We start from the raw sequence: 22,102 nt of genomic DNA, 5'->3' as shown, positions 1-22,102 counted from the left end.
CTCACTCCAGCAGGTGGCGGTTCTCCCGGCTCCACGCGATCCGCTCGGCCGTCCGGTCGAGAAAGCCGGTTTCCCGCCACTCGGCTTGCGGCTGCATGCCCTGGCCGGCCAGCCGTCGCGCCCGCTGCCACACCGCCTCCTGCTGGGCGATCACCTCGTCGACCAGACCCTCCACTTCGATCCCGTACGCCGTGGCGAAGGTCTCCAAGCGACGGCGCCGGTCCGGCGGCTCCGGATAGGCCAGCCACTCCAGGCACATGGCGTCGTCGCGGAACGGCGCCACATATTCCAGCGCGTACGCGACGTCGTGCACCGGCCGCCCCGGCCACGCGTAGTCCCAGTCGAGGATCCCGACCGGCTGCACCCCGTGCCAGACGAGGTTCCACGGCCCGAAATCGCCGTGCAGCACGATTTCGCCGTCCCCGTCATAACCGGCCCATCCCGCCTCGGCGATCGGGCGAAATCCCCGTACGGCGTCGTGATACTCCCGCAGCAGGCGAGCCATGTTGACCAGGCCGCGCTCGTCGACCACCCGGGCCCACCCGTCGGGACCGGAGTCGCCGTCGAGGAACGTGACGACCTCGCGCCCCTCGTCGTCGATGCCCTTGAACCGCGGCGAATACGGAAAGCCGATCCGCTCGAGATGCAGCAGCAACTCGTGCACGCTGGACGACCACGGCTGCAACGGCCGCCGCACGGTGTCGCCGATGCGAACCACGTTGCGATGCGGCTTGTCCTGCAACATCTCATGATCGACCATGGCCGCGACGGTAACCGCTATCGTCGCCGGATGCCGCCGATATCTCGACGGCACCCGGCTCGGACGCATGTGCGGCGACCCGTGGTCGAAACGGGGTCGGGGCGGAAGGTCAGTGAGCCGCCCGCTCTGCCTGGCCGGAGCCTCCTCCGGCTCTCTGAGCTATCGCCGTACGGATCTCACTTTACGCCTCGCCCACAACGTAATTTTGGCTCTGTCCCGAGAAGATCCCGTTGCTGCGCAGCACATGCGCCAGCAGGGGAGAGGACACGGTCACGCCGTGCACCAGCTCGGGCGCCGGCTCGGGCCGCTCGGTCTTGTCCTGCCGGTAGGGCTGCGTCCAGCCCGTGGCCTCGGCGTCGATCCCGAAATGCCGGCACACCTCGCGCACGAGCTCGGCCGGGCAGTCGTCCTCGCCCAGCACGACCTCCCACGGCAGCGGCAGGGCGGCCCACACCCGTACGTCGGTGTGCTGCTCGCCGCCGTCGAACTGATGCCACGCCGCGACGTCGGACGCGACGAGGGCCGGCACCTTGCCCGGGCAGCTCGCCTCGACCACGTCGTCGTAACCCAGGGCCAGAGTCGCATTCAGCCATCCCGTACGGGCCTGGTTGAACGCACGGCTGGCCGCGTTCCACGTCGACGAGTCGTCCCCCGCCCGCACCACCATGTGTGCCGGGTCGCGCCGGATGTCATAGCTGCGCTGCAACGCCCGGGCCGACGCCGCGAGCTGCTCGTAGTAGCGGCCCAGCAGCTCGCCGCACTGCACGTCGCTGAGCCGATCGAGCACACTCCACCGGGTCAGCACCGACGCCAGCACGGCCGGCCGGCAGGTGCGCGCGGCCAGCGCACCCGCCAGCAACTCCTCGGCGAGCGTGTCCATGGGCCGGGTCTGGCTCCCGCTGGTGAACTGGGTCCGCATGTTCAGCCGGGCCACGTAGTACGCGGTGAACGCGGCCGTCGCCGGGCACGCGGCAAACTCCGCCTCGGACACCAGATGCGCGAGCCGGGCCTTGCCGAACGCGATCGACGCCTCCCGATCCCGCTCCTGGGCGAGAACCTCGGTGCGCTGCTGCAGATGCAGCACGGCCCGGACCGCGCGCCGGTACGTCCGCACGGAAACGCCGGGCAGCCGCTCCCGGCGGGTCGCGGCGTCCATGCGTTCCCTCGCGTCGGCGTGCCCGCCGTGGTCACCGCGGGCGCCACGCGGCTTGGGCAGCCGCCGATAGGGGCCGCGCGCCCGGCGAGGGATGGTCGCCCGCGCCGCCGGGGGCTCGTCACGCGGAAGCCCGAGCAGCTCGAGCGCGCCGTCCAGCCACCGCCGCAGCGACTCCGGGTCGTCCGGGTCGGCTGGTTTGATAGTTGTTATCCCGGCCACCGCTCCCGCCGCAGCCTCGTACGCGCGGCTCAGCCCCGGATGCCGCCGCCAGTTTTCCGGCATCCGCAGCTCCTTCGGGTGGGCCTGCTCGTATCGCACGATCCGATAGAGATCCCGTACGCCGACCGCGCTGAGCCACTTCTCGGCCCCCAGCTCCAGCAGATCGACCGCCACCGCCTGCGGCGCCCGCCGCTCCTTCAACCCCCGGTGCAGCCGCACCAGCACGTCCATCTCCGACATGTCGATCCCCGTCCGCCGATCGGGGTGACCAGCCGACCAGTATCGACCCGCCCGCCCCACCCCGTCGACCGAATATCGTGCACGGGTGATCGCCTATCCCTGCGTCTGCTGCGGCCACCAAACCATGGCGGAACCACCCGGCTCGTGGGCGATCTGCCCCATCTGCTTCTGGGAGGACGACGTAACCCAGCTCAGGTGGCCGAACCTGCCCTCCGGGGCCAACCGCGTCTCACTGATCGAGGCCCAACAGAACTTCCGCTCCCTGGGCGCCTGCGACGAGCACGGAAGCCAGTTCGTCCGCGCCCCCGAGGACAGCGAGGCGGTGATCCCCGGCTGGCGCCCCATCGACCCCCGCCGGGACCGCTTCGAGCCCACCAGCCTGCAGTTACGCCCCTGGCCCGAGAACCGGACGGTCCTCTACTGGTGGCGCAACAGATCGGTCGCCTGGTTCGAGGGGGGGGGGCTGAACCGCGACCACCCGACTTCTGATCACGGCAGCGGCCCCCGAGCTTGCAGGCTTCGCACCAAAGCCGGAATCATCACCGCCGCCGCGATCACGTGCAACGCGATCAGGGCGGCCACGGTCGCTGCCGCCGCCCCGCAGAGGAGCGGCGGAATCAGCGAGACCCCGGTCAGCCCCACCGCCGTCCACCCAAATCGCTCGACCGGCCGAGCACTCCACCGCCGGAAACCCGCGGCAATCACCACGCCGACAAGGCAGAAGAACGCGGTCACCACGGCGAACCCGGCCACCGGGATGGCCTCGCCGTCGACCACCTCGAAGTCGATCCCGGCCGCGCCGGCCAGCGCGGCACCCGCAGCGGTGGCCGCCGTGGCCCCGACGACGGCCAAGATGATGCGCCTCATTCCGCATCCAGCCGCTCAGGCAGCCCGAGCCCGGCGAACCGATCGGCCGGGAACGTGGTGATCTCGGTGATCACCCCGTCGCTGATCCGCAGCACGTCGAGGGTCAACGGCTTGCCCCAGTGATAGAAGGCGACGGCCGGCTGCCGGTTCACCGCGGCCGGGATGCCGCGCAGGCCCTGCATCTCGGCGAAGCCGCCCTCCGTCCAATCCCGGACAACAGCGTCGCGGCCCACGAACAGCCCCGGCGTCGGCGGCATTGAACACCGGACGTCCTCGCGCAGCATCGCCGCGAGCGCCGGAACGTCAGTGGCCACGCTGGCCTCGGTGAAGCGCCGCACCAGCTCGCGAGTCGAAGCGTCCTCCTCGCCGCCCGTCCAGTCCTGCCGCTCGGCGGGCAGATGTTCCCGCATGCCGGCCCGGGCCCGCTGCAGCGCGCTGTTCACCGAGTTGACCGAATCCCCGAGCAGCTCGGCCACGTCCTTCGCGGCCCAGCCGAGCACGTCCCGCAGGATCAGCACGGCCCGCGGGCGCGGCGCGAGATGCTGGACCGCCACCAGATACGCCAGCTCGATCGTCTCCCGCGCGACCGCCATCGCCTCCGGCCCGTCCGCGTCACCCGCCGGCAGCTCGTCGAGCAGCCGGTCCGGGTAGGGCTGCAACCACAGCACCTCGCCGCCGGTCGCCGGTTCCGGCCGGGTGCGGGCCAGCCGGTCCAGGCAGGCGTTGGTGGCGATCCGATACAGCCAGGCCCGTACGGTCGACCGCCCCTCGAACGTCTCCCGTTTGCGCCAGGCCCGCAGGAACGTCTCCTGCACCGTGTCCTCGGCGTCCTCGAACGAGCCGAGCATCCGGTAGCAGTGCACGTGCAGCTCCCGCCGGTGCCGCTCGAAGTCCAGCTGGGTGTCCGCGGTCATCACGTCATCCTCGATCCTCGTCGTGTCCGGTCGTAGATATGACGGGCAGGACCGCGAAAACTCATCACCCGCGTTACCCTCGCGCGGTGTCCGACACCCCGGTAACCGACGACCGTGACCCCGCCGCCGTAGTGACCGGCATGATCGCCCAGGTGCTCGACCTGGCCCAGACGTGGCCGCGGTGGAACGGGGTGCCGCTGCCCGCCGACGACCGCGTCTACACCCCGCACAAGGCGATCCGCCGCGTCACCGACCACCTCATCGACCACTTGGCCGAGATCGAGGCCCGGCTGGCCGGCGTCCCGACGATCCCCGACCGCTGGCACGCCTCCGCCACGACCACCGCCGCCGACCTGGCCGAATTCACCCCGCTCGACCTCGACGAGGCCCGCAGCCGCCTGACCCGGCTCAGCCAGATCTTCGAGGTCCGCCTACGCCTGCTCTCCGAAGTCGAACTCGACCACCGCGACTCCGACGCCTGGTCCATCCGCCAGGTCGCCTTCCACCTCGAGGAGTCGCTCTACTACGCCGAGGCAGTCGGCCGCCTGCCCTGATACCGCCCGAAGAGCGCCAACGCCGCCAGCGAGGGCGCATCCTTGAACCGCCCCGCCTCGACCAGCCCCCACAGCTCGTCCTCGGCGAACCAGCGCGTGATCAGCCCCGCCTCCTCGTCGTCGAGCCGCTGCTCCCCGGCCTCGAGCCCGGTGGCCAAGATGACGTGAAAGCCTTGGTCGCAATATCCGTACGCCTCGAACAGGTGCCCCAGCGGCGTCATCGTGGCGGCCCGCAGCCCGGTCTCCTCGGCCAGCTCACCCCGCGCCAGCTCGATCGGGTCGGCGTCCACCCGCACGGTCCGATCCTCCCGGACCGTCATCCACCGATTCCGATACACAACAGTGCTGCTCGTGGCCGCGATCTCCATCCCGCGAACCGTAATGCCAGCGGCCCGGAGCGCAGTAGCGTGGGTTGAATGATGCAGCTGAGCACGCGCAACCAGTTTCCGGGCCGGGTCGTCTCCGTGGCGTCCGGCGAGGCGATGAGCGCGGTCACCGTGCGCCTCGACAGCGGCCAGGAGGTCACCTCGGCCATCACCACCGATTCGGCCCGTGAGCTGAAGCTGGCCGAGGGCACCCCGGTGCGCGCGATGGTCAAGTCGACCGAGGTCGCCGTGGCCACGGGTGCGGTGGAGGGTCTGAGTATCCGCAACCGGCTGCCCGGGGTCGTCACCAGCGTCAGCTCCGGCGCCGCCATGAGCACGGTGCGGATCGAGACCCCCGGCGGCGAGACCATCACCGCCGCGATCACCCGGGACGCGGCCGAGGAGCTCAAGCTCGAGCCGGGGGCCGAGGTGACCGCTCTGGTCAAGGCGACCGAGGTCAGCCTAGCGGTGGGCTGACACCCTAAACCCGCACCTCAGGGGGTGGGTCAAGGTGTTCCTTGTCGCGGCTTTCGGGGCCGTTCGGGGCCCTCGAGTTGTGCCAGTCTGGCCCGGCTATCAACGCCGAGAGACAGGGGCACGACCATGACGGCCATCAGCCGGGTGATCGGGCGGCAGATTCTTGACAGCCGGGGGAATCCGAGTGTCGAGGTTGATGTGACGCTCGTCGACGGGTCGCGGGGGCGGGCCGCGGTGCCGTCCGGGGCGTCCACCGGGGCCGCCGAGGCGGTCGAGTTGCGTGACGGGGATCCGGCCCGCTTTCACGGCAAGGGGGTGAGCAAGGCCGTCGCCGCGGTGAACGGGGAGATCGCGGACGCGGTGGCCGGGCTCGACGCCGAGGATCAGGCCCGCGTCGACGAGACGATGATCGCGCTCGACGGCACCAAGGAAAAGGGCCGCCTCGGGGCCAACGCGCTGCTCGGGGTCTCGCTGGCCACCGTCAAGGCCGCCGCCGTGGCGCACGATCAACCCCTTTTCCGGTACGTCGGTGGGGTCGGCGCCCGCCTGCTGCCGGTGCCCATGATGAACATCGTCAACGGGGGCGCCCACGCCGACAACCCGCTCGACTTCCAGGAGTTCATGATCGCGCCGGTCGGGGCGGCGAGCTTCTTCGAGGCCGTACGGATGGGGTCGGAGGTCTTTCACACGCTGCGCCGCTCGCTGGCCGCGGCCGGGCACAGCGTCAACGTCGGCGACGAGGGCGGCTTCGCCCCGACCTTCGCCACTGCCGACCAGGCTCTGGAATTCGTCGTGCGGGCCATCGAGGAGACGGGTTACCGCCCCGGCACGGACATCACGATCTGCCTCGACCCCGCGAGCTCCGAGTTCTTCCGGGACGGCCTTTACTCGTACGGCGGGGAAGGGGTTGATCGGTCTGTCGACGAGCACATCGCCTATCTGCTCGACCTGGCCGCGCGCTACCCCATCACGTCGATCGAGGACCCGATGGCCGAGAACGACATCACCGGCTGGAAGAAGCTCACCGCGGCCGCCGCCCCCGCCCTGCAACTGGTCGGCGACGACGTCTTCTGCACCGACGCCGACCGGCTGCTCGACGGCGTCGAGGGCGGCTACGCCAACGCGATCCTGGTCAAGGTCAACCAGATCGGCACGCTGACCGAGACCCTGCGTACGGTCGACACCGCCCACAAGGCCGGCTACCAGGTCGTCATCTCCCACCGCTCCGGCGAGACCGAGGACACGACGATCGCCGACCTGGCCGTGGGCCTGGGCTGCGGCCAGATCAAGACAGGTTCGCTGTCCCGCTCCGACCGCACCGCCAAATACAACCAGCTCATCCGCATCGAGGAAGAACTGGGCAACCAGGCCCGCTACGCCGGTAGCTAGCCGACCAGCTCGTGCGTGCGCGAGCGGAGGCGGGGTGTCCACCAGTTGTGGCGGCCGAGCAGGGTCATTGTGGCGGGGACCAGGATCAGGCGGATGACGGTGGCGTCGACGAGGACCGCGGTGGCCATGCCGAGACCGATCATTTTGACGGTGACGTCGGGGTCGAGGGCGAAACCCGTGAAGACCGCGACCATGATGGCGGCCGCGCTGGTGATGACCCGGCCGCTGGCGGCGAGGCCGCGGATCACGCTGCCGTGGGCGTCGCCGGTGCGCAGCCAGTCCTCGCGGACGCGGGAGAGCAGGAACACCTCGTAGTCCATCGACAGGCCGAACAGTACGGTGAACAGCAGCACCGGCACCCAGCTGGACACCGCGACCGCGTGCGGCAGCCCGACCAGCCGGGCGGTGCCGTCGTTCTGGAAGATCAACGTCAGCATCCCGTACGCGGCCCCGACCGAGAGCAGGTTCATGGCGGCCGCCTTCACCGCCACGACCGGGGCGCGGAACAGCACGGTCAGCAGCACCAGGGAGAGGGCGACGACGAACACCACCACGATCCACAAGCGTTCGGCGAGCCGGTCGGAGATGTCCGCGAACACCGCCACCAGGCCCGTCACCAGCACCCCGTCGGGCAGCACGTCGTCGCGCAGTCGGTGCAGCAACTCGGTGGTCGCCTCGTCCTGCGGGCCGGTCGCCGGCTCGACCAGGATCACGGCGGCGTCGCCCTCGACGATCGGCTGGGCCACGGCCGCCACACCCGGTTCAGCCCGTACGGCGGAGGTCACCGCCCCCAGGTCGGGCGCGCGGGTGCGGTCCACGGCCAGCACCAGCGGACCGTTCGCGCCCGGCCCGAATTCCGCGGCCACCAGGTCGTACGCCTGCCGGGTGGTGTTCGATTCGGGCTGGCTGCCCGCGTCCTGAGGCCAGGTGCGCATGCCCAGCATCGGCGCCGCCAGCACGGCCAGCACCAGCAGCGCCCCGACCGTGGCGAGCACCGGGCGACGGCACACCCGCGCGGCCCAGCGGGCGGTCATGGTGGCTTTGTGCGCGCGGCCGGAGCGCTCGGCGAGCGAGACATCGACCGGCCGTCGCGATCGCGGGAGGACCCGCCCGCCGGCCAGCCCGCACAGCGCCGGCACCAGAGTGAGCGCCGCCGCCATCACCGACGTGACCGCGAAGAACGTGGCGTACCCGAACGACGAGTACGCGGGCAGGGTCGACAGCTTGAGCCCGAACAGCGACACGAGCACGGTCAGCCCGGCCATCACCACCGACTGACCGGCCGTGGCGTTCGCGTGGGCGGCCGCCGCCACCGGGGACAGCCCGGCCCGCAGCCCCTCGACGTGCCGGGCGACCAGCAGCAGCGCGTAGTCGATGCCGACGCCCAGCCCGACCATGGTGGCGATCGTCGGCGCGATCCCGCTGACGTCGGTCACCCGGGCCAGCAGCGCGACGCAGGCCGCGCCGGCCGCGAGCCCGGCCACGGCGACCCCGATCGGCAGCCCGGCCGCGACCACCGAGCGCAGCGCGAACGCCAGGATCAGCAGCGCCGCGACGATGCCGGCGAGCTCGGCCGTGCCGCTGGGCGCCTGTACGTTCTCGGCCACCTGCCCGCCCAGTTCGACCTGCAGGCCCTGCTCGACGAGCGGTCCGATGGCCCGCTTCAGCGCGTCGACACCCTCGGTGCCGTGGAAGTCGGTGACCGGGACGTCGTACTGCACCACGACGAGCGCCGTGTCCCCGTCGGCCGACATCCGCGGCGGCGCGACGACGGCGGCCCCTTCGACTTGCACGAGCCGGGCGTTCAGCGTGTCGAGCGCGGCCGGGTCGATCGGCCGGTCCGAGTGCACGACCACCCGGGCCTCGGTCCCCGACAGCTGCGGCATGTGCTCGCGCAGGAATTCGGTTCCGGCCTGCGACTCGGTGCCGGGCACGTTGTAGTCGTCCTGCGGCGTACCACCGAAAGCGACGGACACCCCGGTGAGCGCAACCAGAACAAGCAGCCAGGCGCCGATGGTTCGCCAGGGGTGGGCGGCGGCCGCGCCTCCGAGCCGGCCGAGCAAGCGGGACATGAGTTTCTCCTCCGTAGTGTTTCGGAGGAAACCCTCACGTGCCCCGCTTGCGACCCACTTGCGATCGGCCTAAAGCCCGTTGCAAGCGCACTTTCTTGACGCCGATGAGTCTGCGGAACCGCGTCCGAGAGCCCGCTGAGGCTCAGCTACGCGATGACGTTCCCGTCCGGTGAGGAGCGCACGGTGACGCGTTCGCCGACCGGTTCGCCGTCGGTCAGCAGGTCGAGGACGGCGTTGGCGCGGGCCACGAAACGGCGGCCGTCGTCGAGGCGGCCGAGCACTATTCCCTCTCGTTCGCCGGCGCGCAGATGCTTGACCGCGTACGTCTCCACGACGCCCTGACCGTCGGCGGTGATCGCTTCCTCCGGCGCGGGAACGGCGTCCAGATCGGCCTGGATCCGCTCGCTGTCCGACGGCTTGAACTCGTACGGGATCGTGGTGTAAGTGCCCGTGGAATGCTTGCTCATGATGCCGCCGTTGGCCCCGACGAAGCCGTAGGTGCCGGGCGCCGCGCGCAATTGCCGGACGACCGAGGCGATCGCGTGCATCGAATAGTTGTTGCCCGGCCCGCCGAAGAACGGCAGCCCACCGGTCGCCGTCAGCCCGCGCGGGTCGTCCGTGGCCAGGCCCAACGCCTCGGCCACGATGAACACGGGCGCGGCGAAACAACTGTAGAGGTCGATCGTGGACAGTTCTGCCGACGTGATGCCGGCTATTTCGAGCGCGTGCTGCGCGGCCCGCACCGCCGCGGGGGAGTTGCCGTAGTCGGCCCTTTCCACCATCGTGCGCTCGTCGAGGTCGGCGTGCCCGGCCAGATAAATCCACTGCTCTTCCCGTACGCCGTGCCGCCGCGCCGCCTCGGCCGACATCAGCACGACCGCGGCACCCTGATTCACCTTCTCCCGCGCCACCACCAAACGCGTGTACGGGTCGGCGATCGGGCGGTTGGCGCTGGTCGGGGTCATCAGCTCGGCGGCGTCACGGATAACCGGGGCGGCCGCATGCGGATTGGCCGCGGCCACCGCCGTGAACGGCTCGAAAAGCCGTCCGATGGCCGACGCGTATTCGGCCCGCGACATTTTCAGCCGGGCCCGGCGCGCGTTGTCGATGAGCGAATACTGCGACGGCGTGTCGGACAGCCCGTGCGCCACGTGATGCATCGACACGATGCCGTCGAGCCCGGAGCCGCGCGCTTCGAGGGAGCCGCCGGGGCTCTCCGTGAAATCCGGGCGATCGTCCGACCCGGCCAATGCCGTGATCGTCGAAATGGCCTCGGAACCGAACAACAGCACCACATCGGCGTCGCCGGCCGCGATGGTGGCGGCGAACTCGTTGACCAGCCGCTGCGGGGCCTGACCGCCGCCGGTCTCGAGCACTGCGCGCCGCGGATCGGCACCGAGCCGGCCGGCCACCGAGCGCGGGAAGTTGTCCGACGCGCCGAGCAGGGGAGTGGCCCAGGGCAGGGAGATCTCGAACTGCGGCACGCCGGCCACGGTGTCCACCGTGGACGCGTCGATTCCGGCGTCCCGCAGCGCCTCACGGGCGGCGTCGGCGGCCAGGTCGACGGGCGAGCGCCGCCGATAACCCGGCTCGCCGAGGCGCTCACTCACCTCACCCACTCCGACCAGCACCGGCGTACGGGAAGGAATGGTCATTTAGAGACGCCCCGCCAGCTCACGGATGCGCTGCTCGCAGTCGGCCGCCATCTGCCGGGTGATCTCGCCCGCGGGCCGGATGTCGCGGAACGACCCGACGACCTGCCCGACGAAGAACGACTCGAGCTTGAGCGCGCCCTCGTGCCCGGCCTCGGCGGCGGCGTCGATCCGCTGCCACGCGTCGTCGACCAGCATGGGCTGCAGGGGCAGCGGCAACGGCTTCGGGCTGCCCGCCGCGTCCCACTCGTCGTGCCAAGCCGTTCGCAGCTGTCGCGCCGGTTTGCCCGTACGGGTGGGGGAGCGCAACGTGTCGGCACTGCTCGCGGCGAGGAACTTGTTTTTGATGGCCGCCACCGCGACATCCTCCGCGCTGGACAGCCAGACCGAGCCGCACCACACCCCGGCCGCACCGAGCGCCAGGGCCGCGGCCATCTGCCGGCCGTCCGCGATGCCCCCGGCCGCCAGCACCGGACGGTCACCGGCGATGTCGACGATCTCGGGCGTGAGCACCATCGTGGCGATCGTGCCGGTGTGCCCGCCGGCCTCGGTGCCCTGCGCGACCAGCACGTCGACCCCGGCCGCGAGCTGCCGTTCGGCGTGCCGGCCCTGCCCGACCAGCGCGGCCGTGACGATGCCCTGGGCCTTAGCCCGCGCCACCAGCTCGGGCGGCGGGGCGCCGAGCGCGCTGGCGATCAGCGAGATGCGGTGCTTGAACGCGACGTCGAGCAGCGCGACCGCGCCCGGCGTGGTCAGCGACGCGGCGACGTGCTGGTGGTCGACGGTGGGGGCGGGCGGGATGTCGTACTTCTCGAGCAGCCCGCGCACGAACGCCAGATGCTCCTCGGGGATCTGGGCCCGCATGCTGGCCACCAGGTCGGCCGGGTCGCCGGGCACGAACTTCTCGGGGACGAGCAGATCCACGCCGTACGGCTTCCCGCCGACCTGCTCCTCGATCCAGGTGAGCTGGGCGTCGAGCTCCTCGGCGCCGTAGACGGAGGCGGCGAGCACGCCGAACCCGCCCGCGTTGGTGACCGCGGCGACGACGGCCGGCGATCGGTTGAATCCGACGATGGGGTGCTCGACGCCGAGCAGTTCGGTCAGAGCCGTACGCATGCCGACACGTTACCCGCCGGTCACTTGCCGCAGGCGCCGGATCTCGCTGCCCTGTTCGACGGCCATCTCGTTGGCCACCTCACGCAGCTTCTCGTCGCTGCCGCCCTTGATCACGTCGCCCGCCATCTGCAGGGCGCCGCGGTGGTGGGCGGTCATCATGGCCGCGAACTTGGTGTCGAAGGCGGCCCCCTGGGCGGCGGTCAGCGCGGCCAGGTCGGCCTCGGTCTGCATGCCCGGCATCGTGGCGTGGTTGTGGCTCGGGTCGTTCTCGGGCAGCCCACGCTCCTTCAGCCACCCCTTGAGAAAGTTGATCTCGAAGGGCTGGGCGGCGCTGATCCGCTCGGCCAGCGCGGCCAGTTTCTCGTTCCGGGCGCGGGCGGGCGCCAGATTTGCCATCGTGATGGCCTGCTCGTGATGCGCGATCATCATCTGGACGAAGGTGGTGTCGATGCCGTTGAAGGTGGACCCGTCGGGCGCCTTGACCTGGTCGGTGTCGCTGACCACGGCCTCGTCGCCGGGGCCGCCCGGAAGCACCACACGCTGCGGCGGAGGCGCGCTCACGCTCGGCCGGGGCGCCGCCGCGGACTCGTCGGACCCCATCCGGGCCGCGACCGCCACGGTGACCGCTCCCGCCACGACCACTGAGGCCGCCACGAGCGTCGATGTCCTCACCCGGCCCACCGGCACCTCCTATATAGATCAGTCGGTATGTTCCCGGAACGCGATCCGGCCACTACTGTAGCGACAAAGATGAATACGCATCGTTGCGCGCTCACCTTCACACCGCGGGGGATGCGTCAATGGAAGGGAGCCCCATGAAGCACACTGTCCCACGAGGGCGGATGCTGAAGCGCCTGGCCGCGATCAGCGCGGCCACGCTGGTCGTCGGTCTGATGACGGCCCCGGCGAGCAGCGCGGCACCCGCCGATCCGGGCACCATTCCGGGCGTCGACGAGATCGTCAGCAGCCCGAACCTCAAGCAGGTCGCCCACCTGGACAAGTCCGGCCCGCTCACGGGCACCAACACGGACTGGGCGTTCCAGGGCAAGTACGCATACGGTGGAAACTACAACGGCTTCTACGTCTACGACGTGAGCAAGCCGAAGGAGCCGAAGGTCGCGGCGCAGGTGCTCTGCCCGGGCTCGCAGAACGACATCTCCGTCACCGGCAACCTGCTGTTCCTCGGCACCGACTCGCAGCGCACGAACGACACCTGCGACAACGCGGCGTCGACGACCGCGGTGCCGGGCGACCGCTGGGAAGGCATCAAGGTCTTCGACATCAGCAACCCGCTGACGCCGAAGTATCTGAAGTCGGTCAAGACGGACTGCGGCTCGCACACGCAGACCCTGGTGCCCGGCAAGCGCGGCGACAAGAACGTCTACCTGTACGTGTCGTCGTACAACCTGGCCGGCGCGGACGTGCCGAACTGCGCGCTCCCGCACGACAAGATCTCGGTCGTCAAGGTGCCGCTGCGCAACCCGACGGCCGCGGCCGTGGTCGCGACCCCGGTCGTGTTCCCCGACGGCGGCTTCCCGGGCAGCGACAACCCGGAGCAGATCGAGACCACCGGCTGCCACGACATCACCGTGTACGCCGAGAAGGACCTGGCCGCGGGCGCCTGCATGGGCGACGGCGTGCTGTTCGACATCAAGAACCGCGAGAAGCCGACAGTCATCACGTCGGTCCGCGACGAGGTCAACTTCGCTTTCTGGCACTCGGCCACGTTCAACAACAGCGGCACCAAGGTCGTCTTCACCGACGAGCTCGGCGGCGGCGGCGCGGCCACCTGCAACGAGGAGGTCGGCCCGAACCGTGGCGCCGACGCCATCTACGACATCGTGACCAAGAAGGGCAAGAAGAAGCTGGAGTTCCGCAGCTACTTCAAGATCCCGCGCTACAACGCGGACACCGAGGTCTGCGTGGCCCACAACGGCTCGCTCATCCCGGTGCCGGGCCGCGACATCATGGTCCAGGCGTGGTATCTCGGCGGCGTCTCGGTGTGGGACTTCACCGACTCCCGCCGGCCCAAGGAGATCGCCTTCTGGGAGCGGGGCCCGCTCTCCACAACCCAGCTGATGGGCGGCGGTTCCTGGTCCGCGTACTGGTACAACGGCTACATCTACTCGAACGACATCACCAAGGGCATCGACGTGCTGGAGCTGAAGGACTACCGCACAGCGATCGCCAAGTTCTTCCGCACTGACACGTTCAACGCCCAGACCCAGGACAACTTCCTGCGCTGGTAAGGCAGTGACCCGGTGCCCGCCCGGCTTCCCGGGCGGGCACCGGCTTCCCGCGCGCGAACGACCTCAGGGCCGGCTCGGCCACAGCAGCAGGGCCTGGTCGACGAAGCGAATCAGGTCGTCGCGCGTGAATCCGCCGCCCGCCTGCACCGACTCGGCCTCCGCGCCGCACGTCAACCCGCCCTGCACGGTCATGCAGTCCTTCGGGAGGCCGGGGCAGGTGTAGGTCAGCACGGCCTCGCGCAGATAGGACTCGGCGACCTCGTACGCCGTGGGCTGCGCGACGGCCGCGAAGGGGAAAGCGCCCGGTCCGTCGACGTAGCGCGTCCCAGCCGCGTCGAACAGCGGCAGTCCGCGTGACAACAACCGTTATTCGCATGCATCAGTTCGGCGGCCCAAAGGTGCTGCAAGTGGAGGAGGCCGGGGCAATATGTGAACGCCGCTACCGTGGGGGCGGCCTCAGCAGAGTTGTTCGAGGCTGTGCGTAAGGTGTGTTCGCCGATATCGAGCTGGTTCGGTATTCGTTCGTGGATGTCGCGCGTGTTCATGAGGACATTGACGGGCGGAGTTTGGCCGGGCTGCCGGTCCTCGAGCTTGAGCAGGAGACCATGATCGATTACTACCTGATCGAGGGTGGTGGGGTGATCGTCGAGGCGTTCGAGCTCGCGGGCGATCACACGACGGTGGGGCTGCGGAGCTCGTTGTGGCGTGACGGGGAGTGGCGTGGCATCTCAGGGCCGCAGTGGCGGAACGACCCGGAGCTGCTGGCCGCGGTGACGCCGGTCGATCGAGACGCGGCCGCGGCGGCCTACCCGGGGGAGTGGCCGGATGAGAGGCAGCTGCCCGGGGAGTATGTGGCAATCGGTGGCGCCCCGGTCCTGCGGCTGAGGGACGAACCGGTGCCGGACGGTTTCCGGGAACGGCGCGTCTATCGCGTCCTGTTCGCGGGTGAGCCCGCCACCGATCAGTTCATAAGCGGGGCGGGCGATGAATTCGTCTGGCACCTGCACCGAGTCGGCGGCGGCGTGGCCTGGGCCCTCGACGTCACGGTGCTCCTGACCGGCGCGGACGACGCCGTTGGCGCGCTGCTGCACGAGTTGACCGCGGACGCCAAGGGCCTCGGGCTGATCCCGGTGATCGTGGAACGTTTCGCCTGATCTAAGCCGGCCGACCTAGGGGCGCAGCATGGTCAGGAAGCCGGCGAAGTCTGGCGCCAGCGGCACGACGCCCCAGTCCACGCTCCAGAAGACGACCGACGGGTGTTTGACGTCCGTGCGGTAGTCGAAGCAGAAGAAGTCGCCGCCCACGTCGGCGGCGAACGGGATGATTCCCTCGTCCAGCACGTCGAGCAGGGGAAAGATGGCGGCGACGATGTTGCTGGTGAACGGCGAATCGGCGAAATGCAGCAGGTGATCGACCGCGGTGCCGAAACCGTTGGGCAGGTCGATCCCGGCGGGAACCGGAGTGGCGCCCTGATGAGCCTTGGCGACGGCCAGGAATTCCGAAGGCAGCTCGACCTCGAGTTCGTCCTGCGCCTCTCGCGCCGCCGTGTCCGACGCCGGCCGCGGGTCATCGAGTGCCCCGTCAACCCAGTTCACCATGGTGTCGCTCCTTGTCCTACAGCGGCGGCGTCAGAGAGGCCACGCCGGTCATTCTGCACCAAGATGTGCTCGTGGATCTGGTCCGTACGCGGGCCCTCCCGTGCCGATCGCGGTGACCTCACGAGTCTCGCTCACAATGAGTTCGTGAAGAGGAGCTGGCGTGACCGCTGAGACCGACTTCTCCGGCGTGCTCCGACTGCTCAAGCAGGTGCCATTGCCGCCGGAGGGCGAGACGATCCGGGGCGCCGACGACGCCGAGATCGAGCGGCTGCGCCACCTTCCGCTGCCCGGCGAATTCGTCCAATGGCTGCGCGTCTGCAACGGATCCGTCGCGGGGCCGGGGGGTCTGTTCGGCGTCGAGATGGTGCTGGCCGTGTCGGGGTTTCATCCCGAATGGGCCGGGCGCGGCTGGATCCCGGTGGCCGGCGACGGGAACGGCAACACGTATGTGCTGGACGCGGGCGCGGTCTTCTTCGTCGACGCGATGGACGACGGCGAGCTGGACTACATGGTGGCGAGCGATCTCAAAAGCTTCCTCGAGTCGCTGCTGCTCAACGAATCGAAGAAGCTCACCTGACGGTGGTCGCCTGGCGAAGGTCGTTCAGCCATTCGATGCCGAGTTGGGGGCCGTTGGGGAATTGGTCGTCGCGGTCCCAGCGCCACGTCGTGATTATCGCCAGCACGAGGGTTCGGCAGTCCCGGAGCAGGTCGCGGTCGAGGTCCGGGTAGTGGTCGGCGACCTCCTCGGGGGCGTGGGCCACGTCGAATTCGAGGGGGCCTCGGCAGCACGTCTCGAAGTCGATGAACAGCGGGCCTGTCGATGTGGCGAGCAGGTTGCCTGGGTGGGGTTCGCCGTGCAGGAGTTGTTCGGGGCGGCCGCTGCTGCTGACTGCTCGACCCAGGCGTTCGAGCGTCGCGGCGAGGAAGGTCCGGTCGGCGTCGGGCAGTTTCGGGGTGCGGGCGGGGTCGGCCACCAATGCTTGCGCTTCGGCGATGCGGTCGGTGAAGCGCGGGGTCGGCAGGTCGACCTGGCGCATCCCGGCATGCAGCTGCGCGAGCGCTGCGGCGTAATCGGCGGGTCGGATCGGTTGAGTGGTCGCCGGTTCGTAGTAGGTCCACAGGGTGACCACGTAGTCGTCGCGGGCGAAGACCTCGGGGCTGATCAGCGTGGCGACCGGGCTTCCGGCCTCCGCCAGCCGCCGGGCGATGTCCACCTCGAACTGGGGGCTCTTGTCCGTCACCGTGGCCACTCGGGCCAGCACGTCGCAGGGCTGCAGGCGCAGGGTGAGTTTGTTCGAGTTGTGCAGGGTGACGGCCGCGTGCACGGTCAGGCCGAGTGATTCGGCTACCGCAACGGCGGCTTGGGTCGCGTCCGCGTGCATCGGGGTACCGTAGCCGAGCCGGCCCGACGCGGCAGCCGATTAAGCGGGCGTGTAGGTGACCACCTGGAGGTCGGCGTCGGCGACCGTGAACGTGTCGCACATGACGGTGATCGGGGCGGCCCCGGACCGGGGAAACGTCTTGGGACCCTTGCGGTGGGAGGTGACGTCTTGGGACCCTTGCGGTGGGAGGTGACCACGCCCTCGGACCACATGGTGTCGAAGCGGGGGCTCTCGCGGCGCAAAGACGCGATCAGCGCCTGCAGCGACGGGTCGTCGGGGTAGCGAAGCAGGGCGGCGCGCACGTCGGTGACCAGGGCGCGCTCGAAACGGCGAGTGTCGGCCTCCGGGCGGAGCGGGGTGGGGGCGGTGCCGGTGAACTGCTCGTACACCAGGTTGCCGGGCGTGACCGGGCCGAACAGCGAGACCCAGGCCGGGTTGGCGGCGAGCATCGTCCAGGGCAGCGTGTAGACACCGACGGCCACGCCGGGCATGTTGTCGAGCAGGCCGCGCACTACGGGCGGCACATAGGTCGGCACCCGGGCGGGCCGGGGCGCGGGCAGGCCGGCGGCCGCGTGCAGCTGCCCGCTTTCCTGCGGGGTGAGCCGCAACGCCTCGGCCAGGGCGGCCACGGCGGGGGCGGACGGGCTGTCGGAGCGGCCCTGTTCGAGACGCACCACGTAATCAGTGGAGAGGTCGGCCAGCACGGCCACCTCGGAGCGGCGCAGGCCCGTGAGACGGCGCCCCGCGCCGGGTGGCAGGCCGACGTCGGCGGGGGTCAGGCGCAGGCGCCAGGCACGCAGCAGTTCGGCGAGCTCGGGCACGCCTGAATGGTACTGGCGTTCCTACCCGGCCGCCGGGGCGCGCAACCAGACTCGGCGAATGACTACGGCACTTGTCACCGGGGCGAACCGGGGAATCGGAGCGGAGATCGCGCGGCAGCTCGAAGCGCGCGGCATCAAGGTATGGCGGGGAAGCCGCAAAAGCGGGCAGAACGAGATCCAGCTCGATGTCAGTGACCAAGGAAGCGTCGACAAGGCGGCACAAACAATCAAGCAACTGGACATCCTGATCAACAACGCCGGCGTCAACTTCAGGCCCGAGCAGGGTCCCAGCGGCGAGTCCGTCGACGACATGCGGGCCACCTTCGAGATCAACTTCTTGGGTCCCGTACGGGTGACGCAGGCGTTTCTGCCTTTGTTGCGCCACTCCGAAGCGCCGCGGATCGTGATGATGAGCAGCGGCCTGGGGTCGCTGACCGAGACCGTCGACCTGCGCAGCGAGAACTGGAACGTGGGGCACGCCGGCTACTGCGCGTCGAAGACGGCCCTCAACATGTTCACGGTCAAGCTGGCCAAGGAGCTGCTCAACGACGGGTTCAAGGTCAACGCGGCCGACCCGGGCCTGACCGCGACCGAGTTGTCGGGCAACGTCGGCCGCCCGGTCGAGGAGGCGGCCGCGATCGCCGTCGAACTGGCCACCCTCGGACCGTACGGACCCACGGCCGGGTTCTTCCAGGACGGGCTGACGCCGCATCACTGGTGATCGTCAGCGACCAGCCCCGAGCGTACGGCGTGCAGTGCGGCCTGGGTGCGGTCGGCCAGCCCGAGCTTCATCAGGATGCTGGACACGTGGGTCTTGACCGTCTTCTCGGCCACGACCAGGGCCCGCGCGATCTCGCGGTTGGAGCGGCCCTCGGCGATCAGGGCCAGCACGTCGCGCTCGCGGGCGGTCAGCACCGGAGCGCCGGCGGGCGTGCCGAGCAGGGTGGCGGCCACGTCCGGCTCGAGCAGCAGGTGGCCGGCGTGCACCGAGCGGACGGCGGCCACCAGTGCATGCGGGTCGACGTCCTTGGACAGGTAGCCGCGGGCGCCCGCCTGCATCGCCGGTCGCAAACGGTCGGTGAAGCTGGTGACCACCAGCACCTTGGCCGGCAGACCGCGTTGGCGCAGTTCTTGCAGCACCGCGACACCGTCCAGGCCGGGCAGCACCATGTCAAGCAGGACCACGTCGGGTGCCAAGCTGGAAACCAGCTCGAGGGCCGCCGGGCCGTCCGCCGCCTCCCCGGCCACGGTGATGTCCCCGGCCAGCTCCAAGAAAGTGCGCAGACCACGCCGTACGGCGGGATGGTCGTCGACGATCAGCACGCGGATCTCAGGCACCGGGCACCTCCAGCCGTACGGTCGTGCCGCCCGGCGACGACGTGATCGTGGCTTTGCCGCGCACCTGGCAGGCCCGGTCACGCATCGAGCGCAGACCCAGGCTGCGGCCCGCCTTGATGGTCGCGTCGACGTCGAAGCCCGTCCCGTCGTCGGCCACCTCCAAGACCGTGCCCGCCAGGCGCACCTCGATCCGGCTCGCGCCCGAGTGCCGTACGGCGTTGTGCAGTGCCTCCTGGGCCACGCGCAGCATCACCGCCTGCTGAGCCGGGGGCAGCACCACCGGGTTGTCCTCGTGGAAGACCAGCGCAGGGCCGGACGCGCGGTCCAGGATCTGCACCTGCTTGCGCAGCACGTCGGGCAGGCCGTCCTCCGCCAGCCGGGCCGGTCGCAGCTCGAGCACAGCGGCGTGCAGCTCCTCCGTGGCCTCGCGGGCCAGCGCCGACACCTCGGCCAGCCGGGCCCGGGCGGCGGCCGGATCACGGTCGATCAGCAGGTCGGCCGCCTGCGCGGTGAGGCGCAACCCGAACAGCCGCTGGGCCACCGCGTCGTGCAGATCGTGGGCGATGCGGGCCCGCTCCTCGGCGATCGTGAGCTCGCGGTTGCGCGCGTACAGGCGGGCGTGGGTCAGCGCGATCGCGGCGTGCGCGGCCAGGACCCGTACGAGCTCGGTGTCCTCGTCGGTGAAACCGCCCGGCTTGTTGGCCAGGTAGAGCGCGCCCAGGATCTCGTCGCCGCTGGTGATCGGCACGCCCAGGAACGCCTTGAGCACCGGATGAGCGGCCGGCCACCAGTCGAAGCGCGGGTCGGCCCGGATGTCGTCGAGGCGCTGGGTCACGGGCTCGGTCAGCATCACGGCCAGGAAACCGTGCTGGCGGGGCAGCGGGCCGATCGCCGCCTGCTGCTCGGCCGAGACCCCCGAGACGAGGAACTGGGCGAACGAGCCGTCGTCGTCGGGCACCCCCAGCGCGGCGTACTCGGCCGCGGCCAGCTCGCGGGCGGTGTCGACGATCGTCTGCAGCACCTCGGGGACGGTGAGCTGGTTGCTCACCGCCAGCACGGCCGCCGACAGCCGGCGCGCGGTGTGCAGGGGCTCCACGCGCCCCACGATAATCGCGGGCCGGCGAGGCGGCCTGAGCCGATGGTCCTAGGACCAAGGTCCCGCGGGGAAGGCGACCCTGGCCCGAGGCCGGCGAGGGGTGGCGGCGAGCAGGGTCGAGGCATGACACAGACAGCAGTGATCACCGGAGCCTCCCAGGGGCTCGGCGCCGCCCTGGCCCGGGGATTGTCGAGCGCCGGGTGGAATCTCGTTCTCGACGCCCGTACGGGGAAGGATCTTGAACTGGTCGCGGCCTCCTTGTCCAACGTCGTGGCGATCGCGGGCGACGTCGTCGACGACGAGCACCGGGCCGAGCTGGCGGCGGCCGCGGACAAACTCGGCGGGGCCGACCTGCTGGTCAACAACGCGTCCACGCTCGGCGGCAGCCCACCACCGGCGCTGGGCGACTTCCCGCTGCCCGCGCTGCTCGACACGTTCGAGGTCAACGTGCTCGCCCCGATCGCGCTGACCCAGCTCGTGCTGCCCCAGCTGCGGCAATCGGCCCGCGGCGCGGTGCTCAACCTCAGCTCGGACGCGGCCGTGGAGGCGTACGAGGGGTGGGGTGGGTATGGCGCCGCGAAGGCCGCGCTGGATCACGCGAGCCGGGTGCTGGCCAAGGAGGAACCGGACCTGCGGGTGTGGTCGGTGGATCCGGGTGACCTGCGGACGCGGTTGCAGCAGCAGGCCTACCCCGGGGAGGACATCTCGGACCGGCCGCTGCCCTCGACGGTAGTTCCGTTCTTTTTGGATCTGATCGCCTCGCAGCGGGAGTCGGGAAGGTACGTGGCCCGATGACCGTGACGTTTTCTTTACCGCCGGCCCTCGAGGCTCGCACTCCGGCCGAACCCCGTGACGGCGTACGGCTGATGGTGAGCCGGGGCACGTCGGTCAGCCACCACCGGTTCACGGAGCTGCCTCACTTGCTCGACCCGGGTGACCTGCTCGTGGTCAACAACTCGGGCACGCTGCCGGCCGCCTTGCAAACCCTTGACGGCGTACTGGTTCACGTCTCGACCTCGCAGCCCGACGGCTCCTGGCTAGTCGAGTTGCGCGACACCGACATCGCCCGTACGGGTCTGCGCCTGCGGGTGCCCGAGGGCTCGCTGACCCTGCTGCGCCCGTTCACGTCGCGACTGTGGGTGGCCGCGGCCGACGTGCCGGGCGATCGGGTGTCGTATCTGACCCGGCACGGTCGCGCGATCCGGTACAGCTACACGGATCGCGACTGGCCGATCGAGACCTACCAGAACGTGTACGCCACGGTGCCCGGCAGCGCCGAGATGCCCAGCGCGGGGAGGCCGTTGACGGGGGCGGTTCTCGCCGCGCTGGCCGGCCAGGGCGTGCTGGTCGCCCCGATCACGCTGCACACGGGCGTGGCCTCGGCCGAGGTGGACGAGCCGCCCTACCCGGAGTGGTTCCGGATTCCTCCGTCGACGGCCGGCCTGATCTCGCATGTGCGCGCTTCGGGCGGCCGGGTGATCGCCGTGGGGACGACCGTGGTGCGGGCCCTCGAGACCGGGACCGGCGAGGGCTGGACCGACCTGGTGATCTCGCCGGACCACCCGATTCGCGTCGTCGACGGCCTGCTCACCGGCCTGCACGAGCCACGAGCCTCACACCTGATGATGCTCACGGCCGTCGCCGGCGAGGACGCCCTGCGCGAAAGCTACACCGAGGCCCTCCGCGAACACTACCTATGGCACGAATTCGGCGACGTCCATTTGCTTCTGCGCTGATCGATAAAGACCCGGCCCCGCGCGGTGATCGACCCGCTCTGCCGGATGGCGCCCCTGGACAAAAACACCTGACCGCCAGGTAAGCGATACGGTATGCACGT

At 70.4% G+C, this 22,102-nt stretch carries 24 protein-coding genes and 1 pseudogene; 10 read left to right on the top strand and 15 right to left on the bottom strand.

Going from position 1 to position 22,102, the window contains the following annotated elements:
• Window position 1 precedes the first annotated feature (1 nt).
• Together JKJ07_RS37050 and JKJ07_RS37045 are read right to left on the bottom strand one after the other, a co-directional pair.
• Complete coding sequence (locus JKJ07_RS37050) at window positions 2–760, bottom strand: phosphotransferase (protein ID WP_202996634.1); 759 nt, start codon at window positions 758–760, stop codon at window positions 2–4.
• Window positions 761–941: 181 nt separating this feature from the next.
• On the bottom strand, window positions 942–2,375 hold the full coding sequence (locus tag JKJ07_RS37045; protein ID WP_202996633.1) for a hypothetical protein: 1,434 nt from the start codon (window positions 2,373–2,375) through the stop codon (window positions 942–944).
• Between the two features lie 85 nt (window positions 2,376–2,460).
• On the opposite strand from JKJ07_RS37045, the pseudogene JKJ07_RS52320 reads away from it, so the two are divergent.
• A pseudogene (locus JKJ07_RS52320) lies at window positions 2,461–2,682 on the top strand (CPCC family cysteine-rich protein); the annotation flags it as partial.
• A gap of 182 nt (window positions 2,683–2,864) precedes the next feature.
• Here JKJ07_RS52320 and JKJ07_RS50495 read toward each other — a convergent pair.
• The gene (locus JKJ07_RS50495) at window positions 2,865–3,242 is read right to left on the bottom strand and encodes a DUF6069 family protein (RefSeq protein ID WP_236030507.1); all 378 of its coding nucleotides are present in this window, start codon (window positions 3,240–3,242) and stop codon (window positions 2,865–2,867) included.
• Window positions 3,239–4,156, bottom strand: coding sequence for an RNA polymerase subunit sigma-70 (locus tag JKJ07_RS37035; RefSeq protein ID WP_202996631.1), 918 nt, complete (start codon window positions 4,154–4,156; stop codon window positions 3,239–3,241). Before JKJ07_RS37035 ends, JKJ07_RS50495 begins: the two co-directional genes overlap by 4 nt.
• A gap of 86 nt (window positions 4,157–4,242) precedes the next feature.
• Here JKJ07_RS37035 and JKJ07_RS37030 point away from each other — a divergent pair, with 86 nt between their 5' ends.
• Window positions 4,243–4,710 carry a hypothetical protein gene (locus JKJ07_RS37030; RefSeq protein WP_307834598.1) on the top strand — a complete coding sequence of 156 codons (468 nt, stop codon included), beginning with the start codon at window positions 4,243–4,245 and terminating at the stop codon, window positions 4,708–4,710.
• Here the strand turns inward: JKJ07_RS37030 and JKJ07_RS37025 are convergent.
• Window positions 4,680–5,078: an NUDIX hydrolase gene (locus JKJ07_RS37025; RefSeq protein WP_202996630.1), complete on the bottom strand. Its 399-nt coding sequence runs from the start codon at window positions 5,076–5,078 to the stop codon at window positions 4,680–4,682. The genes JKJ07_RS37030 and JKJ07_RS37025 overlap by 31 nt on opposite strands.
• A gap of 48 nt (window positions 5,079–5,126) precedes the next feature.
• Here JKJ07_RS37025 and JKJ07_RS37020 point away from each other — a divergent pair, with 48 nt between their 5' ends.
• A complete protein-coding gene (locus JKJ07_RS37020; protein ID WP_236030506.1) occupies window positions 5,127–5,552 on the top strand; it encodes a TOBE domain-containing protein in 426 nt (141 codons plus the stop codon).
• 126 nt (window positions 5,553–5,678) lie between these two features.
• A complete protein-coding gene (eno, locus tag JKJ07_RS37015; RefSeq protein WP_202996629.1) occupies window positions 5,679–6,941 on the top strand; it encodes a phosphopyruvate hydratase in 1,263 nt (420 codons plus the stop codon).
• Here eno and JKJ07_RS37010 read toward each other — a convergent pair.
• The 4 genes from JKJ07_RS37010 to JKJ07_RS36995 all read right to left on the bottom strand — a co-directional run bounded on the left by JKJ07_RS37010 (window position 6,938) and on the right by JKJ07_RS36995 (window position 12,453).
• Window positions 6,938–9,013, bottom strand: coding sequence for an MMPL family transporter (locus JKJ07_RS37010; RefSeq protein WP_202996628.1), 2,076 nt, complete (start codon window positions 9,011–9,013; stop codon window positions 6,938–6,940). The genes eno and JKJ07_RS37010 overlap by 4 nt on opposite strands.
• Window positions 9,014–9,159: 146 nt before the next feature.
• Window positions 9,160–10,668, bottom strand: a complete 1,509-nt coding sequence (locus JKJ07_RS37005) for a TLP1 C-terminal extension domain-containing protein (RefSeq protein ID WP_202996627.1) — start codon at window positions 10,666–10,668, stop codon at window positions 9,160–9,162.
• Window positions 10,669–11,781: an NAD(P)H-dependent flavin oxidoreductase gene (locus tag JKJ07_RS37000; RefSeq protein WP_202996626.1), complete on the bottom strand. Its 1,113-nt coding sequence runs from the start codon at window positions 11,779–11,781 to the stop codon at window positions 10,669–10,671. It abuts the gene before it with no gap.
• Window positions 11,782–11,790: 9 nt separating this feature from the next.
• Window positions 11,791–12,453: a DUF305 domain-containing protein gene (locus JKJ07_RS36995; RefSeq protein WP_307834597.1), complete on the bottom strand. Its 663-nt coding sequence runs from the start codon at window positions 12,451–12,453 to the stop codon at window positions 11,791–11,793.
• Between the two features lie 143 nt (window positions 12,454–12,596).
• On the opposite strand from JKJ07_RS36995, the gene JKJ07_RS36990 reads away from it, so the two are divergent.
• Window positions 12,597–14,030, top strand: coding sequence for an LVIVD repeat-containing protein (locus tag JKJ07_RS36990; RefSeq protein ID WP_202996625.1), 1,434 nt, complete (start codon window positions 12,597–12,599; stop codon window positions 14,028–14,030).
• Between the two features lie 63 nt (window positions 14,031–14,093).
• On the opposite strand, the gene JKJ07_RS36985 is transcribed toward JKJ07_RS36990, so the two are convergent.
• A complete protein-coding gene (locus JKJ07_RS36985; RefSeq protein WP_202996624.1) occupies window positions 14,094–14,390 on the bottom strand; it encodes a hypothetical protein in 297 nt (98 codons plus the stop codon).
• Window positions 14,391–14,635: 245 nt separating this feature from the next.
• Here JKJ07_RS36985 and JKJ07_RS36980 point away from each other — a divergent pair, with 245 nt between their 5' ends.
• Window positions 14,636–15,184 carry a hypothetical protein gene (locus JKJ07_RS36980; protein ID WP_202996623.1) on the top strand — a complete coding sequence of 183 codons (549 nt, stop codon included), beginning with the start codon at window positions 14,636–14,638 and terminating at the stop codon, window positions 15,182–15,184.
• 15 nt (window positions 15,185–15,199) lie between these two features.
• Here JKJ07_RS36980 and JKJ07_RS36975 read toward each other — a convergent pair whose 3' ends face one another.
• Complete coding sequence (locus tag JKJ07_RS36975; protein ID WP_202996622.1) at window positions 15,200–15,628, bottom strand: SMI1/KNR4 family protein; 429 nt, start codon at window positions 15,626–15,628, stop codon at window positions 15,200–15,202.
• A 160-nt stretch (window positions 15,629–15,788) separates the two neighbouring features.
• Between JKJ07_RS36975 and JKJ07_RS36970 the strand changes: the two genes are divergently transcribed.
• A complete protein-coding gene (locus tag JKJ07_RS36970; RefSeq protein WP_202996621.1) occupies window positions 15,789–16,205 on the top strand; it encodes an SMI1/KNR4 family protein in 417 nt (138 codons plus the stop codon).
• On the opposite strand, the gene JKJ07_RS36965 is transcribed toward JKJ07_RS36970, so the two are convergent.
• Together JKJ07_RS36965 and JKJ07_RS36960 are read right to left on the bottom strand one after the other, a co-directional pair.
• Window positions 16,198–17,010, bottom strand: a complete 813-nt coding sequence (locus tag JKJ07_RS36965; protein WP_202996620.1) for a phosphotransferase — start codon at window positions 17,008–17,010, stop codon at window positions 16,198–16,200. The two genes, JKJ07_RS36970 and JKJ07_RS36965, sit on opposite strands and share 8 nt — an antisense overlap.
• Window positions 16,974–17,831, bottom strand: a complete 858-nt coding sequence (locus JKJ07_RS36960) for an MmyB family transcriptional regulator (protein WP_202996619.1) — start codon at window positions 17,829–17,831, stop codon at window positions 16,974–16,976. Before JKJ07_RS36960 ends, JKJ07_RS36965 begins: the two co-directional genes overlap by 37 nt.
• Window positions 17,832–17,889: 58 nt before the next feature.
• Here JKJ07_RS36960 and JKJ07_RS36955 point away from each other — a divergent pair, with 58 nt between their 5' ends.
• The gene (locus JKJ07_RS36955; protein ID WP_202996618.1) at window positions 17,890–18,552 is read left to right on the top strand and encodes an SDR family NAD(P)-dependent oxidoreductase; all 663 of its coding nucleotides are present in this window, start codon (window positions 17,890–17,892) and stop codon (window positions 18,550–18,552) included.
• On the opposite strand, the gene JKJ07_RS36950 is transcribed toward JKJ07_RS36955, so the two are convergent.
• On the bottom strand, window positions 18,543–19,169 hold the full coding sequence (locus tag JKJ07_RS36950) for a response regulator (RefSeq protein ID WP_307834596.1): 627 nt from the start codon (window positions 19,167–19,169) through the stop codon (window positions 18,543–18,545). The genes JKJ07_RS36955 and JKJ07_RS36950 overlap by 10 nt on opposite strands.
• The gene (locus JKJ07_RS36945; RefSeq protein ID WP_202996617.1) at window positions 19,162–20,265 is read right to left on the bottom strand and encodes a GAF domain-containing sensor histidine kinase; all 1,104 of its coding nucleotides are present in this window, start codon (window positions 20,263–20,265) and stop codon (window positions 19,162–19,164) included. Before JKJ07_RS36945 ends, JKJ07_RS36950 begins: the two co-directional genes overlap by 8 nt.
• 123 nt (window positions 20,266–20,388) lie before the next feature.
• Here JKJ07_RS36945 and JKJ07_RS36940 point away from each other — a divergent pair, with 123 nt between their 5' ends.
• Window positions 20,389–21,060, top strand: a complete 672-nt coding sequence (locus JKJ07_RS36940; RefSeq protein WP_236030505.1) for an SDR family NAD(P)-dependent oxidoreductase — start codon at window positions 20,389–20,391, stop codon at window positions 21,058–21,060.
• Window positions 21,057–22,001 carry an S-adenosylmethionine:tRNA ribosyltransferase-isomerase gene (locus JKJ07_RS36935; protein ID WP_202996616.1) on the top strand — a complete coding sequence of 315 codons (945 nt, stop codon included), beginning with the start codon at window positions 21,057–21,059 and terminating at the stop codon, window positions 21,999–22,001. The genes JKJ07_RS36940 and JKJ07_RS36935 overlap by 4 nt, the downstream gene beginning before the upstream one ends.
• The last annotated feature ends 101 nt before the right edge of the window (window positions 22,002–22,102 follow it).

Source organism: Paractinoplanes lichenicola (assembly GCF_016785085.1).
GTDB lineage: Bacteria > Actinomycetota > Actinomycetes > Mycobacteriales > Micromonosporaceae > Actinoplanes > Actinoplanes lichenicola.
Note: the sequence above shows the minus strand (reverse complement) of the source record. Positions and strands in the feature narration are given on the sequence as shown.

What these genes read in the sequence shown, in the direction of transcription:
- JKJ07_RS37045 (WP_202996633.1), bottom strand. Translation starts at nt 2,375, where the DNA reads ATGTCGGAGATGGACGTGCTGGTGCGGCTGCACCGGGGGTTGAAGGAG.
- JKJ07_RS36935 (WP_202996616.1), top strand. Translation starts at nt 21,057, where the DNA reads ATGACCGTGACGTTTTCTTTACCGCCGGCCCTCGAGGCTCGCACTCCG.
- JKJ07_RS37010 (WP_202996628.1), bottom strand. Translation starts at nt 9,013, where the DNA reads ATGTCCCGCTTGCTCGGCCGGCTCGGAGGCGCGGCCGCCGCCCACCCC.
- JKJ07_RS50495 (WP_236030507.1), bottom strand. Translation starts at nt 3,242, where the DNA reads ATGAGGCGCATCATCTTGGCCGTCGTCGGGGCCACGGCGGCCACCGCT.
- JKJ07_RS36955 (WP_202996618.1), top strand. Translation starts at nt 17,890, where the DNA reads ATGACTACGGCACTTGTCACCGGGGCGAACCGGGGAATCGGAGCGGAG.
- JKJ07_RS37050 (WP_202996634.1), bottom strand. Translation starts at nt 760, where the DNA reads ATGGTCGATCATGAGATGTTGCAGGACAAGCCGCATCGCAACGTGGTT.
- JKJ07_RS36980 (WP_202996623.1), top strand. Translation starts at nt 14,636, where the DNA reads ATGATCGATTACTACCTGATCGAGGGTGGTGGGGTGATCGTCGAGGCG.
- JKJ07_RS36975 (WP_202996622.1), bottom strand. Translation starts at nt 15,628, where the DNA reads ATGGTGAACTGGGTTGACGGGGCACTCGATGACCCGCGGCCGGCGTCG.
- JKJ07_RS37020 (WP_236030506.1), top strand. Translation starts at nt 5,127, where the DNA reads ATGATGCAGCTGAGCACGCGCAACCAGTTTCCGGGCCGGGTCGTCTCC.
- JKJ07_RS37000 (WP_202996626.1), bottom strand. Translation starts at nt 11,781, where the DNA reads ATGCGTACGGCTCTGACCGAACTGCTCGGCGTCGAGCACCCCATCGTC.
- JKJ07_RS37025 (WP_202996630.1), bottom strand. Translation starts at nt 5,078, where the DNA reads ATGGAGATCGCGGCCACGAGCAGCACTGTTGTGTATCGGAATCGGTGG.
- eno (WP_202996629.1), top strand. Translation starts at nt 5,679, where the DNA reads ATGACGGCCATCAGCCGGGTGATCGGGCGGCAGATTCTTGACAGCCGG.
- JKJ07_RS37005 (WP_202996627.1), bottom strand. Translation starts at nt 10,668, where the DNA reads ATGACCATTCCTTCCCGTACGCCGGTGCTGGTCGGAGTGGGTGAGGTG.
- JKJ07_RS36965 (WP_202996620.1), bottom strand. Translation starts at nt 17,010, where the DNA reads ATGCACGCGGACGCGACCCAAGCCGCCGTTGCGGTAGCCGAATCACTC.
- JKJ07_RS37035 (WP_202996631.1), bottom strand. Translation starts at nt 4,156, where the DNA reads ATGACCGCGGACACCCAGCTGGACTTCGAGCGGCACCGGCGGGAGCTG.
- JKJ07_RS36990 (WP_202996625.1), top strand. Translation starts at nt 12,597, where the DNA reads ATGAAGCACACTGTCCCACGAGGGCGGATGCTGAAGCGCCTGGCCGCG.
- JKJ07_RS36940 (WP_236030505.1), top strand. Translation starts at nt 20,389, where the DNA reads ATGACACAGACAGCAGTGATCACCGGAGCCTCCCAGGGGCTCGGCGCC.